The organism is Clostridium gelidum (genome assembly GCF_019977655.1).
GTDB classification, from domain to species: Bacteria; Bacillota; Clostridia; order Clostridiales; family Clostridiaceae; genus Clostridium; species Clostridium gelidum.
In genome coordinates this window covers 3,602,062-3,615,511 of the sequence record NZ_AP024849.1, presented here as the reverse complement: position 1 = coordinate 3,615,511, position 13,450 = coordinate 3,602,062, and the positions used below count along the sequence as shown (strand labels likewise).

General features: G+C 31.0%; 13 protein-coding genes and 1 tRNA gene. 11 read left to right on the top strand and 3 right to left on the bottom strand.

The window, feature by feature from the left end; translation table 11 throughout:
• The first annotated feature begins 4 nt into the window (after positions 1 to 4).
• The 6 genes from psyc5s11_RS16570 to psyc5s11_RS16545 all read left to right on the top strand — a co-directional run bounded on the left by psyc5s11_RS16570 (position 5) and on the right by psyc5s11_RS16545 (position 5,555).
• The gene (locus psyc5s11_RS16570; RefSeq protein ID WP_224033602.1) at positions 5 to 925 is read left to right on the top strand and encodes an alpha/beta hydrolase family protein; all 921 of its coding nucleotides are present in this window, start codon (positions 5 to 7) and stop codon (positions 923 to 925) included.
• Between the two features lie 934 nt (positions 926 to 1,859).
• Positions 1,860 to 3,119: a Y-family DNA polymerase gene (locus tag psyc5s11_RS16565; protein ID WP_224033601.1), complete on the top strand. Its 1,260-nt coding sequence runs from the start codon at positions 1,860 to 1,862 to the stop codon at positions 3,117 to 3,119.
• A gap of 14 nt (positions 3,120 to 3,133) precedes the next feature.
• Complete coding sequence (locus psyc5s11_RS16560; protein ID WP_224033600.1) at positions 3,134 to 3,394, top strand: hypothetical protein; 261 nt, start codon at positions 3,134 to 3,136, stop codon at positions 3,392 to 3,394.
• 78 nt (positions 3,395 to 3,472) lie between these two features.
• The gene (locus tag psyc5s11_RS16555; RefSeq protein WP_224033599.1) at positions 3,473 to 3,721 is read left to right on the top strand and encodes a transposase family protein; all 249 of its coding nucleotides are present in this window, start codon (positions 3,473 to 3,475) and stop codon (positions 3,719 to 3,721) included.
• Between the two features lie 266 nt (positions 3,722 to 3,987).
• Positions 3,988 to 4,668, top strand: coding sequence for a helix-turn-helix domain-containing protein (locus psyc5s11_RS16550; RefSeq protein ID WP_224033598.1), 681 nt, complete (start codon positions 3,988 to 3,990; stop codon positions 4,666 to 4,668).
• Positions 4,641 to 5,555, top strand: a complete 915-nt coding sequence (locus tag psyc5s11_RS16545; RefSeq protein WP_311196452.1) for an IS3 family transposase — start codon at positions 4,641 to 4,643, stop codon at positions 5,553 to 5,555. Before psyc5s11_RS16550 ends, psyc5s11_RS16545 begins: the two co-directional genes overlap by 28 nt.
• Positions 5,556 to 5,618: 63 nt before the next feature.
• On the opposite strand, the gene psyc5s11_RS16540 is transcribed toward psyc5s11_RS16545, so the two are convergent.
• Together psyc5s11_RS16540 and psyc5s11_RS16535 are read right to left on the bottom strand one after the other, a co-directional pair.
• The gene (locus psyc5s11_RS16540; protein WP_224033597.1) at positions 5,619 to 6,998 is read right to left on the bottom strand and encodes a DUF4179 domain-containing protein; all 1,380 of its coding nucleotides are present in this window, start codon (positions 6,996 to 6,998) and stop codon (positions 5,619 to 5,621) included.
• Positions 6,991 to 7,539 carry a sigma-70 family RNA polymerase sigma factor gene (locus psyc5s11_RS16535; RefSeq protein ID WP_224033596.1) on the bottom strand — a complete coding sequence of 183 codons (549 nt, stop codon included), beginning with the start codon at positions 7,537 to 7,539 and terminating at the stop codon, positions 6,991 to 6,993. Before psyc5s11_RS16535 ends, psyc5s11_RS16540 begins: the two co-directional genes overlap by 8 nt.
• A 230-nt stretch (positions 7,540 to 7,769) precedes the next feature.
• On the opposite strand from psyc5s11_RS16535, the gene psyc5s11_RS16530 reads away from it, so the two are divergent.
• The 3 genes from psyc5s11_RS16530 to psyc5s11_RS16520 all read left to right on the top strand — a co-directional run bounded on the left by psyc5s11_RS16530 (position 7,770) and on the right by psyc5s11_RS16520 (position 10,574).
• A complete protein-coding gene (locus psyc5s11_RS16530; protein ID WP_224033595.1) occupies positions 7,770 to 8,246 on the top strand; it encodes an ATP-binding protein in 477 nt (158 codons plus the stop codon).
• A 565-nt stretch (positions 8,247 to 8,811) separates the two neighbouring features.
• Positions 8,812 to 10,227: an ATP-binding protein gene (locus tag psyc5s11_RS16525; protein WP_224033594.1), complete on the top strand. Its 1,416-nt coding sequence runs from the start codon at positions 8,812 to 8,814 to the stop codon at positions 10,225 to 10,227.
• A 194-nt stretch (positions 10,228 to 10,421) separates the two neighbouring features.
• Positions 10,422 to 10,574 (top strand): hypothetical protein, encoded by a 153-nt coding sequence (locus psyc5s11_RS16520; RefSeq protein WP_224033593.1) that lies wholly within the window; start codon positions 10,422 to 10,424, stop codon positions 10,572 to 10,574.
• Positions 10,575 to 10,833: 259 nt separating this feature from the next.
• Here psyc5s11_RS16520 and psyc5s11_RS16515 read toward each other — a convergent pair.
• A tRNA-Leu gene (locus psyc5s11_RS16515) sits at positions 10,834 to 10,919 on the bottom strand.
• A 464-nt stretch (positions 10,920 to 11,383) separates the two neighbouring features.
• Between psyc5s11_RS16515 and psyc5s11_RS16510 the strand changes: the two genes are divergently transcribed.
• Both psyc5s11_RS16510 and psyc5s11_RS16505 read left to right on the top strand, forming a co-directional pair.
• On the top strand, positions 11,384 to 12,076 hold the full coding sequence (locus psyc5s11_RS16510; RefSeq protein ID WP_224033592.1) for an iron-sulfur cluster assembly scaffold protein: 693 nt from the start codon (positions 11,384 to 11,386) through the stop codon (positions 12,074 to 12,076).
• A gap of 26 nt (positions 12,077 to 12,102) precedes the next feature.
• Complete coding sequence (locus tag psyc5s11_RS16505; RefSeq protein ID WP_224033591.1) at positions 12,103 to 13,104, top strand: GGGtGRT protein; 1,002 nt, start codon at positions 12,103 to 12,105, stop codon at positions 13,102 to 13,104.
• Positions 13,105 to 13,450: the final 346 nt, after the last annotated feature.

The following is a 13,450-nucleotide window of genomic DNA, read 5'->3' as shown; positions in this document are numbered from 1 at the left end:
AAAAATGAAGAAAGAGAAAAGAAACATGAAGCCACTGACGATAGAAAGAAAGAATTCTTTTGTTGGCTATTGTAAGGTTGAACTTGTCGATAACCACTGCGGAGTTACGTTTCCTATGTCAGTTATGTATCCTACATATGAGGGTGGAAAGATAGAAGAGCTGGGGCAATTTAGCTTGGACTTATCAATAAATGCAAAACCTAAAGAGGGCAAATTTCCATTGATACTAATATCTCATGGAAGCGGTGGGTCGCACTTACTTTATCGAACGCTTGCTCATCATTTAGCTTGTAATGGTTTTATAGTAGGAATGCCTGAGCATCCATTCAACAATCGTAATAATAATACATTGGAGGGAACTGTAGAAAATTTGGAAAATAGACCGAGACATATTTACACTGCTATTGATTGGTTTTTTGAGAGCGAGAAATTTGCAAGGTTTTTAAAAACAGATTCTATTTCTATGATAGGTCATTCTATGGGTGGATACACTTCATTAGCAGTTGCAGGAGGTATAGCAACTTCATTTCCGAATGAATCTTTGGATGGAAAGCCTAAACAGATAAATGTAGAACATGATAGAAAGATTAAATCACTTGTTCTTCTGGCTCCAGCAACGGTTTGGTTTAAGGATAAAGGAGCATTGAGTGGAGTGGATATTCCCATTTTAATGATTGCTGGCGAAAAAGACCAATATACGCCACCTTTCCATGCACAGATTGTTTTGGAAGGGGTTGCTGATAATAGTAAAATCAAGTACAAAATTATTGAAAATGCTGGACATTTCTCATTTTTGAGCCCATTTCCACAATCTATGATTAAGCCGGAGTTTATTCCATCGCAAGACCCATTTGGATTTGATAGAGAGAAGTTTCATAATGAACTCAATATTGAGATATTGGATTTCTTGATGCAAGTGAAGTAAAAAATTAATTTAATATGATTACTTTTATACTATATTTGAGAAAGATAAGTATAGTCCTGCAATTAATTTGACAAAGGAGTTTATAATATACATACAATCAAATGATAAAAGATATTATAATAAGTAAGTATCGAAGGATACATTTATCCAGCCATATTCAGAAAACAATTCAGTGGATGATATGATTTTGTGGTGTGAAGATAATGCTATTAATAATGGAACATATCAAATAGGATACATATTTGGTGGAACTTTGAATTAAAGATAATAAAATATAAAATTATTGTAGTATTAATGGAAAATTTAAATATATATTATAATGGTGAAATAAAATAAAAGGAATACTTAGGGCAATAAGAGCTTTGAGTATTCTTTTTTCTGTTTTGAGGAGGTAATGGAAATGATAAAACTGTATAAAAGAGAACAAATAGAAGAACTAAAAGAAAAATACCCAAAGGAAGTAATAGAAGAAGCAGAAGAAATAAAAATTATGGCAGGTAAAAAATAATGGAACTTAAAATTCTACTATTTTATTTTCAGAAGCAAATATAATAAATTTATGGTGCAATAATGGTGCAGTAGATTACACAATCTATAGAAAATATTAAGTCTTAACTAGAAATTAGAATTCATAAAATGGCTTAGATTCAAAGATTAGAGAATAATTAGTACTTAATTAAAAATGATTTAATCCAATCCAGAAATCGCAAGTTCCAAAGGCATCTATAGAAATATAGATGTTTTTATTATTGAATAGACAAACCATACTTATATGAAAGTGTTAAACTAAATTCTAGATATATAGAATTTACTCTTACATACGGAATTTAACTTTTCATTTTAGCCAAATATAAATAAAAAATTATGTTCTCTTTACAACAAAACGTATGTTCGCTATAATATTTTATAAGAACAAACGTTTGGAGTTGATAGCATGTTTAGTAATGACGAAAGATTAATTTTTCATATAGATGTAAATTCAGCTTATCTTTCATGGACTGCAGTTAAGCTTTTGCAGTATGGAGAGAGTCTAATTGACCTTCGCGAATTACCTTCAGTAATTGGAGGCAGTGAAGAAAATAGGCATGGAATAATACTTGCAGCTTCAATACCTGCAAAGAAATTTGGAATTAAGACAGGGGAGCCTATATATGCAGCAAGACTTAAGTGCAAAGATCTTATTGTATATCCTCCAGATTATAATTGGTTTGTTAAGAGCAGCAATGCAATGTTTGAATTACTTAATGAATATTCTCCTGAAATTCAAAGATACAGTATTGATGAATGTTTTATGGATTGCACTCATTTTAAAGAGGATTATAAAAGAATGGCAATGAGAATTAAAATGAGGATAAGTGAAGAGCTTGGTTTTAATTGTAACATTGGCATTTCTACAAATAAGTTACTAGCAAAAATGGCTAGTGATTTTAAGCCTAAGAATACTGTACATACTTTATTTAAAGATGAAATGGCTTCGAAGATGTGGAATTTGCCAGTTGGAGATTTATTTATGGTAGGGCGTGCAAGTGAAGAAAAACTCCATAAGTTTAATATTAATACAATAGGTGAATTAGCTAAGTTTGATGTAAACCTTCTTACTTGCAAATTACATTCTCATGGGAAGCTTATATATGAATATGCAAATGGAATTGATAATTCAGAAATAAGAAAGTCTAATTATCTAGAGGTTAAAGGTATAGGAAATTCAACTACAATTTCTTATGATGTTGAAACTATGGAAGAGGCATTAAAAATACTTTTATCCCTTACAGAAAGTGTCTCTATGAGACTCAGAGAAAGCAATAGTTTGTGTGGCCTTGTTGCTATTAGTATTAAGACCAGCGATTTTATGCATTACTCTCATCAAAAACCATTAGAGAATTTTACAGATTGTACTAATGTAATTTTTGAAGGAATAAAAGAAGCTTTTAAAGAAGGCTGGAAAGGTGAAAAGATAAGACAACTCGGAGTACGCGTGACTAAACTTTGCTATAATTCATATTGCCAAGAAACCTTCTTTGACTTTGAAAATACAGAAAAACAAAGGAAGCTAGATAAAACTTTAGATACACTACGAAATAAATATGGTAAGGAATGTGTTATTAGATCAACATTTTTACACTCAGGAGTAAAGCCATTAAATGGTGGTACAGGATCAGATGATTATTATCCAATGATGAGTAGCATATTGTAAGAGGAGTGTAGAAAATGAAAGTGGTTGCTAAGAAAATAGAGATGATAGCTTACTTTAAAAAAGATGGAAAGATAACTCCTATAAAATTTAGAATTGAAGAAGAGGATAAGTGCCAGGTAATAAAAATAGGGAAGATTATAAGTACTGATTTGGAGAAGTTGTGTGGAAATAAGATGTGGGTGTTTACTTGTAGTGCTGTTGTTGATGGGGTGGAGAAGATATTTGAACTGAAATATGATTTTGAGGGGTGTAGGTGGGTGCTTTTTAAGATTTAGATTAAGATTAATATAAACTGAGAAATAAACAGTGTTTGAGGAAAATGAAATATTTTGAAAAATAACAGATAAGTAACATTGAATCAGGATAAACTTATAAAACATAAATTGAGTGATGTAGTTATACTAACACTTTTTGCAATATTAAGTAACGATAATGAATGGTCTGAAATAGAGGCTTTTGGAATAAAAAAAGAAAAGTGGCTAAGAAATTATCTTGAATTAGAGAATGGTGTACCATCTGATGATACTATTAGAATAATCATCTCTAATATTGATAGTAGATATTTTCATGAAATAGTTATAAAATTTACAACCATAATGTAGACTATTTTTGTATTTTGAATTATATATCCTGAACATAAACCCTCATTTATGTTTTACCTACAATAATTTTATATTTTGCTAGTAACAAACTTATCGCATAGAAAATTTCGAGATAAGTCAAAAATAGAGTTACAACGACTATGGTACCAAGCACCTGTTAATAATAATTACGAGATAAAAAGCCCACTATGTACTGTCTTGTGATATGCTCCCTTTATGGTAGACAGTTAAAATAATAAAACTGTTTCTATAAAGGGGGTATTTTTATGTCAAGAAAAGCAAAGTATTCTTTAATTGAAAAGCTAAAAGCAATTGAAGAATATATATCAGATGAAAAAGGAGCTACTCAAATAATTCATGAACTGTCGATTGACCAATCAACATTCTACGAATGGGTTCGTAAATATAGGCATAATGGATTAGAGAGTTTAAAAGCATCATCAACAAACAAGTATTATTCTGATTCAGTAAAGATTACTGCGGTTAAAGATTATCTTGACGGAAAAGGTTCTTTGAGAAATATATGTGGTATATATAGAATCTCATCTACTTATGTTCTCAGAAATTGGATTAAGAAGTATAATAGTCATAAAACATTTAAATCTCATAATAAGCAAGGGGATAGAATTATGACTAATGGAAGAAAAACTACTTATGAAGAAAGAATTGAGATTGTTGCATTCTGTATTTCGAATAATGATGATTATCAAGCTACTGCTCATAAATTTAAGGTTTCTTATCAACAAGTTTATACATGGGTAAGAAAATACAAAGCTAATGGATATGAAGAGCTAACGGACCGTCGCGGTAAGCGTAAAGAGGCTGATGAGCTTACTGAGTCTGATAAATTATCCGCACAATTAAAACTTATTGAAGCAGAAAATAGACGTTTACAAATGGAGAATGATTTCTTAAAAAAATTGAAGGAAGTAGAAAGAAGGCGATAAACACTAGAATACTCCACGAATATAAATATATTTCTATAAAAGAATTACATGATGAAAATGGCTATTCAATAGCTGATTTATGCAATTTAGCTAGTATTGCACGATCATCTTACTACAAATGGATTAACCGTTCAGAGACTGAATTAGATAAAGAGAATTCGATAATACTAAAAGAAATTGTTAAACTTTATGAAGATGTACATGGTATCTATGGATACCGCCGGATAACAATGAATATAAATCGACGTCTTAATAAACAGTATAATCATAAACGAATTTATAGATTAATGAAGTCTATTAACATGAAATCAGTTATAAGAAAAAAGAGAAAGTCTTATTTGCAAAGTACTCCACAAATCACGGCAGAAAACAAATTAAATAGAGAATTCTATGCAACGAAACCAAATGAAAAATGGTTAACAGATGTTACTGAATTCAAGCTACTTAATGGTCAAAAGGCTTACCTCAGTGCAATATTTAATTTATCAGATAAAAGCATTATTTCTTATGTGGTCGGTCACTCAAATAACAATCAACTTGTTTTTGATACACTTGACTTAGCAGTAATTGCTAATCCGACCGCAAAGCCACTTTTTCATAGTGACAGGGGATTTCAGTATACCAATAGAACTTTTAAGGCTAAACTTGATAAAATCAATGCAACTCAAAGCATGTCACGTGTCAGTAGGTGTATCGACAACGGACCAATGGAAGGTTTTTGGGGAACTCTCAAATGTGAGATGTATTATTTGCAAAAGTTTTATACATATGAAGAATTGAGACAATCAATTGATGAGTACATAGTATTTTATAATACAAAAAGGTTACAGAAAAACTTAAAAGGTCTGACTCCAATTGAATATCGAAATCAGACCTTAGCTTCATAATTTTTTATTTTTTCATCTGTCTACTTGACAGGGTGCAGTTCATTGTACGTAGTGGGTTTAACATTATTGTAAATTAATTTTTATAGCTTGATCTTTAAACAACTCCATATGATCTACTCCAGTAAAGGTACCAATTTGTGTAATTTTTGAAAAATCCACATTTTTATTAGCGAAAGTTAGTGTTTCGGTAAATTGCCCAGTTTGTCTATCAACTGCTGTAGCGCCGCCACAGGTACCAAGGTCAAGCTCATTTCCATCCACATCGTAGAATAGAAATGCGGGATCATAAAATTGAATCCCTTCATTATGGTATTTAATCCTTATTACGTTTTTATCAAACTCTATCTTATCAACAACCCTGCTGCCAGTATTACTTGTTTTAAAAGTTATAGGAAGCTTCTGTATATCAACCTTTTCAATAATAGAGTTACCTGACTCAGTAAATTTTATTGGGACTAAGCTTATATATTTCATATTGATAGTTCCTTTTATGAATTCAAAAGAATTCGTTGCTTTACCAAAACTATTACCACTCATATCTATGTTTAATACATCTAAATTAGTATCATTATCATCAAAAATAGCAAATGTGTCAAATATATTGTCATCCGAAGTTTTTTCACTTATAACTATTTGATTTCCAAAAGGTGAAATAGACACCTTATCTATTGTAATATTATGCTTATAGTCTCCTAGATTAATAATTTTATTTATATTCGGCTTTACTGTTTTAGTTTCAACAGCAATATCAGATTTATCTACGCTCGCCTTAATTTCCCATTCTCCTTTTGTTCTAAATATTTCATCTGTAGATATTTCAAGGTCAAACTCCTCAGGTAAATCAATTTGAGATACGTTAAATCTCCTCATTACCTTTAAAACCTTATCACTCTCAAAATAAGCATCTACATCGCTATGGTTGGCTGGCTCTGCTTCTTTTCCGTTGATTTTAAGTTGTAGAAAAGGAGTGGATAAAACAGCGTCAAAAATCTTAGCCTCGTCGTCATTAGGAAACATATCTATGGAGCTTTGGCTTTCTATAGTATAAAAGATATTAATAAAATTATCATCTGTTGCTATATTATCTACTGTTAATTTTATACCTTTGTCCTCAGCTGAAATCCCTACTGATTTATTAAATTTGTCAAAACTGGTTTTATCAGTAATATACCTTGTATCGCTTTTATTGTTAAAGTAAGATAGAATCCCATTCACCATATTTTTAACTGCTGGATTTGTGCTTGCCATAACAGTAGTTCCGGATATGGCAGCTACCAATGCAGCAACTAAGGCTATTTTTATTATAGGCCTTTTATATTTTTTATTCTCAGGTAAGTTAGCAAGTATGTTATTAATGTTTTTATTTAATTTCTCTGGTATGTAACAGACATCTTCTTGAGCCTTTTTCTTCAACAGCTTATCAAAATCATCTAATTTATTCAAAACTATCACCCCTTAAATTATTTTCCATCATAGCCTTAAGCTTTGCTTTAGCTCTACTTAGTCTAGACTTTACCGTACCTTCAGAAATATTTAGAATAATACTGATATTCTTTATGCTTATATCATCATAGTAAAATAGAATGATTACACTCTTAAATTCCTCATCTAATTGATTAACATAAAACATAAGATTATCCTCAGTCTTATCTTCGTAGCTTCCTTCATAGTCAGCGAAATCATCTACAAGCTCTAATTTCTTATGTTTTTTTATTATGCTGTAGCATTCATTTACAAGTATTTTCATAATCCAAGGTTTAAAGCTATCCATTAGTTTTAGTTTATATATATTTGTATAGGCTTTAATAATTGTTTCACTTATAGCATCCTGAACATCAGCCTCGTTCTTTAATATACTTTTTGAAAGCCTATAGAGAGATACTCTATTCTCCTGTATAATCTCTACAAAAGAATCCTTGCTAAGAGTTTTAAAATTAACAATTTCTATTTTGGAATTTACTGTAGTACTAGTTTCTAATACCAAGTTTATCACCTCCGTACATATGATAGATGATTTATAGAGCAAAAAGGTTCCCGGATATTAAGAGAATAATAAATAAATTATATAATAAGATAATAGGGGTTGCCACCGAACTATACTTTAAAGATTGAAATCATCTCAAAAAAACATTATTTCCAACTGAGATATCACAATATGAACCGTTTGTTATAAGAGAAGTTCTTCATAATTGTATAGTTCATCAGGATTATATTTTGGGTGGAAAAATTAATGTTGTTGAAAGAGACGATGAACTCATATTTTCTAATTTAGGAAGTTTTATTCCACGGAGTATTGAAAATGTAATAGATAGAGATTCACCAGAGGAATATTATAGAAATCAGTTTTTAGCTAATGCCATGGTTAATTTAAATATGATTGATACAATTGGTAGTGGAATAAAGAAGCTGTTTATACTTCAAATGCAAAGATATTTCCCATTGCCAAACTATAATTTATCTGATAAAGGTAAAGTCACAGTTAAAATAATAGGAAAAATAATTGATGAAAATTATACAAAATTACTTATAAATAATACAAATTTAGAATTAAAAACAGTTATTGCATTAGATAAAGTGCAAAAGAAAGAACAGCTCACAGAGAATGAAAGAAAAATGCTTAGACAAAGAAAAAAATTAAATATTAACGAATCCAATAAAAAGGCTGTACTACAAGGTATTAAAACCAAGTAATACAGCCTTTTCTTTAAATAATTGGTGCCGCTAGCCGGATTCATAAGGAGTTTGTTTACTAATAAGTAGTAATGCTTGAAAAGCCCATGGTTACGCAGTTTTGTATATGTACAAGTAATTTCGATTTTCAGTAGTTTTTTGTGCCGTAGAGGGGAAAATTATCGCTTGTAGTTAAGTGATATCAATGCTTGAAAGAAAACTTGGAAAATGAAATTAAAAATAATAATATGCATGATATTTAAAAATAACTAAAAAAATAGTACATTATATGGGATTATATGTAAATAGTATGTGATATAATATTATTTATATATAAGTTTGAAGATGACTATTTTTATAATCTCGAAGTTATGATAAACTTAATTAGAAATTCATATGCTATATATGTTGCAATTTAAATGTTACCTGTTGATAACTGAATTTTAGAAATTCTGTAAGAAAAATTAATGTTAAAAAAGTGAGAATTTAAAAGTGAATGTTCACATTTCATGTTGGAAACATGAACTTTATTTTTGAGCTATCAACAGCAATTGTTAATTGCAATATATATACATAGTAAAGCGAGGTGACCAAGGTGCTGGAAAATTATATTGAAACGTTGATAGCAGAAGCTACAGAGATAGATTTTAAGGCAGACTTAGAAGTAAAGAAGCCTAAAAGCTGGTTAAAAAGTGTTAGTTCATTTGCTAATGGAATTGGAGGAATATTAATTTTTGGAGTAGATGATAATAAAGAAATTAAAGGATTATCAGATATTCAAAAAACTTCTGAAAGAATTACAGAGCTTATTAAGGAAAAAATTGAGCCACAGCCAGAAATAATTATGAAACCTTATAAATCAAAAGATAGAAAAGAGGTTCTTTGTGTCAAAGTATATTCTGGAATGGCAACACCATATTATTATTCTAATGATGGAAATAAGATAGCTTTTATTAGGATTGGAAATCAATCAGTAATAGCGCCACCACATATATTAAATGAATTAATATTAAAAGGACAAAATAGGACTTATGATTCTCTAATTTCAGAGTATGATATTGGAGCGTATAGTTTTACTTTGCTGGAAGCAACTCATAGAGAAAGAAATGGAGATATAATGGAGAAAAGAGACTATATTTCCTATGGACTTGTAAATCAAAAAGGAAAGCTTACTAATGCAGGAGCATTATTTTCAGATCAATGTCCTATAAGAAACTCTAGGATATTTTGCACCAGATGGAATGGTATTACTAAAGGGTCAATATTTGATGATGCAATTGATGATAAAGAGTTTAGTGGAAGTTTGATTTATCTTTTAGATAGTGCTACAAGTTTTATAAAAAATAATTCTAAAAAAAGCTGGAGAAAAACAAGTAATGGGAGAATAGAAAAGCCAGATTATGCAGAAAGAGCTGTGTTTGAGGCAGTTGTAAATGCTATTATTCATAGGGACTATCTAGTTCAGGGAAGTGAAGTTCATATTGATATGTATGATGACAGAGTATCTATATGGTCACCAGGAGGAATGTTTGATGGAACAACAATTCAAGAACATGATATATTTAATATTGAATCAAGAAGAAGAAATCCTATTATAGCCGATTTATTTAATAGACTTAGATTTATGGAACGCAGGGGAAGTGGCCTAACAAGAATAGTTGAAGAAACAAAAAAACTTGTTGGATTTTCAAAAGAATATATGCCAGAATTTGAATCGACTCAATCAGAATTTAGAACAATTTTGAAGAATGTAAATCATATTAGTGGTCAAGATAGTGGTCAAGATAGTGGTCAAGATAGTGGTCAAGATGATACGATAAAAGAAATACTTGAATTTTGCGGAGTGGCAAGAGCTAGAAATGAAATTCAAGAATTTTGTGGAATAAAAAGTCGTGATTATTTTAGAAAAAAAATCTTAAATCCTCTATTAGAAAATGGCAAGTTAAAGAGGACTTTGCCAGATAAGCCTAATAGCAAAAATCAAAAGTATATTAAAGAATAATAAAATAATTATATATGAATTAAGATTATATTATTAGGATTACAAAAGGGGTAAATTGGAGCAATATGGACTGATTGTAAAAATGTCTCAAACCTATAGAAGTTATACTTTGAGTGGGTTCTAAGAGTTAAGTTTAGGGTATCTAAAGGTGGGCATGGAATACTAGATGATGTAATAGAAAAAAGATATGCACATTGAAAAAAGATGTTATTAAAATATGTGATGAAGTTAACATTTATGATAATACAGATGAATTTATACAACTTATAAATATTAAGAGTGGAAAATTAACTTGGAAAGATAAGAGTATGCCAGAATGGACGAAAATAATATTGAAGCAGTTATAATTTAAATAACTATGGCTATTGATTAAATAATAAATTTCGTGCAATTGTAGCCAATGTTATTTAATGTCCAAAAGGAAAATATTAAGATAAGATGGATTTGTAGTTAAAATATTACAAGATGCTATAAACGTCACTATTACTAGGCTTAGAGGATTAATTGCTGGTAAATACAGCATTTGTTGCAGAAGTGGGAAACAAATAAAAAAGGCTGTACTACAAGGTGTCTAAACCAAGTAATACAGCCTTTTCTTTAAATAATTGGTGCCGCTAGCCGGACTCGAACCGGCACGGTATCGCTACCAGAGGATTTTGAGTCCACCACGTCTGCCATTCCATCACAGCGGCATGTAAACCAACAAAAACTATTCTATCATGTATAAGAAAATATTTCAATACTTATTTTTTTATACATGATGAAATAGTTTCAATACTACTTTTTTATTTAGCCACATGTAAAAAAATAATGTGTTAATGATGGGAATTGTATTTTGTATTATATAGTGAGGTAGGCTAGTTTTATAGTGAATGTTAGGTGAATATGAATTAGAATTTAGGTTGTGAAAATAATTTTACAGAAACAATTACCATGCAGAAGGATATTCGTCAATATGTTCCCTAAATAAATATTTTTATTTATTTCTAGCAGAAATTTTGAAATAAAGGTTGTGACAAGTCGAATGATTTGCTAGAATAGTAGTAGGGTAAAATGCCCCCAGCGGGTTATTTCATGCCCAACTACAATATTAAAAAGCTTAGAAATAAGATTTAATAGTTGTAATTATCTATTAATTAGGGAGGAGCAAAAATATATGATGTATTCAAAAGAAGTTGAAGAAATGTGTGTACTTGCTAAAGGTCCTAATCACGGATCAGCACCAATTCCTGAAGAAGGAAAATGGGTTCAATCTAAAGAAGTTACTGATATATCAGGTTTAACTCATGGAATAGGTTGGTGTGCGCCACAACAAGGAGCTTGTAAATTAACATTAAACGTTAAAGAAGGTATTATCCAAGAGGCGTTAGTTGAAACAATTGGATGTTCAGGAATGACTCATTCAGCTGCTATGGCTTCAGAAATATTACCAGGAAAGACAATATTAGAAGCATTAAACACAGATTTAGTTTGTGATGCTATAAACACAGCTATGAGAGAATTATTCTTACAAATCGTTTATGGAAGAACTCAAACTGCATTCTCAGAAGGTGGACTACCTATCGGAGCAGGTCTTGAAGATTTAGGTAAGGGATTAAGATCTCAAGTTGGTACTATGTACGGAACTCTTGCAAAAGGACCTAGGTACTTAGAAATGGCTGAAGGCTATGTTACAGACATCGCTATAGATGCAGATAAAGAAATCATTGGATATAAGTTTGTTAACTTAGGAAAAATGATGGAAAGCATTGGAAAAGGCATGGATGCTAATGAAGCATTAGAAAAGGCTAAGGGACAATACGGAAGAGTTGCTGAAGCTGCTGAATTAATGGATCCAAGACATAAATAATTATTTGTAAAGGAGGAAAATTTATTATGGTAATGTTTGAAAGTTATGAAAGAAGAATTGATCAAATTACTCCAGTACTTAAGAAGTACGGAATGGAAACTCTAGAAGATGCAAAGGCAGTTTGTGCAGATCTTGGAATAGATCCTTACACAATTGTTAAGGAAACACAAGCAATTGCATTTGAAAACGCTGGATGGGCTTATACTTTAGGAGCTGCTATAGCTATAAAGAAAGGCTGCAAGAAGGCTGCTGATGCTTCAGAAGCAATCGGAGAAGGATTACAAGCATTTTGTATCCCAGGTTCTGTTGCTGATGACAGAAAAGTTGGACTTGGACACGGAAACTTAGGAGCTATGCTTTTAAGAGAAGAAACTAAATGTTTCGCATTCTTAGCAGGACATGAAAGTTTTGCTGCTGCTGAAGGTGCTATTAAAATAGCAGAAGAAGCTAACAAAGTAAGAAAAGAACCATTAAGAGTTATATTAAACGGTCTTGGAAAAGATGCTGCATTCATAATCTCAAGAATTAATGGATTCACATATGTTCAAACTAAATTTGACTATTATACTGGTGAAGTTACAGTAGTTAAAGAAAAAGCTTACTCAACAGGAGCTAGAGGTAAAGTTAAGTGTTATGGTTGTGACGATGTTAGAGAAGGTGTTGCAATAATGCACAAAGAAGGCGTTGACGTATCAATCACTGGTAACTCAACTAACCCTACTAGATTCCAACATCCAGTTGCAGGAACATACAAGAAAGAATGTATCCAAGAAGGTAAGAAATACTTCTCAGTAGCATCAGGTGGTGGTACAGGAAGAACTCTTCACCCAGATAACATGGGAGCAGGTCCAGCTTCATACGGTATGACTGATACTATGGGAAGAATGCATTCAGATGCACAATTCGCAGGATCATCATCAGTTCCAGCTCATGTTGAAATGATGGGTCTTATCGGAATGGGTAACAATCCAATGGTAGGAGCTACTGTTGCAGTTGCTGTTGCTGTTCAACAAGGAATGAATAAATAGTAATATTAACAAAAAAGTTCTGAACGAAATAAAAAAGTTCTGAATAGAGAGTTCAATGTAAGGTTATTTTTAACCAAGCATTGGGCTCTTTTTTGTTTGCAAAAGTTTTTGGTAAAAGCCTCTACAGAATAAGAATAATAAGAGCATCCCCCAATCGCACTGCGTTAATTGAGAGCAAGAAGAGGCGAAGCCTCTTTAAAGCTTTGGCCGGGCAATGTCGTCAACTTAACAAGATAGTAGCAAAAATTTCCATACAAATAATAAATTATATAATGATAAATTTACAAGATATGCTATAATTAATGCATGATTGTAGATTGAAGTGTATAAAGTTATAATGAGGTGC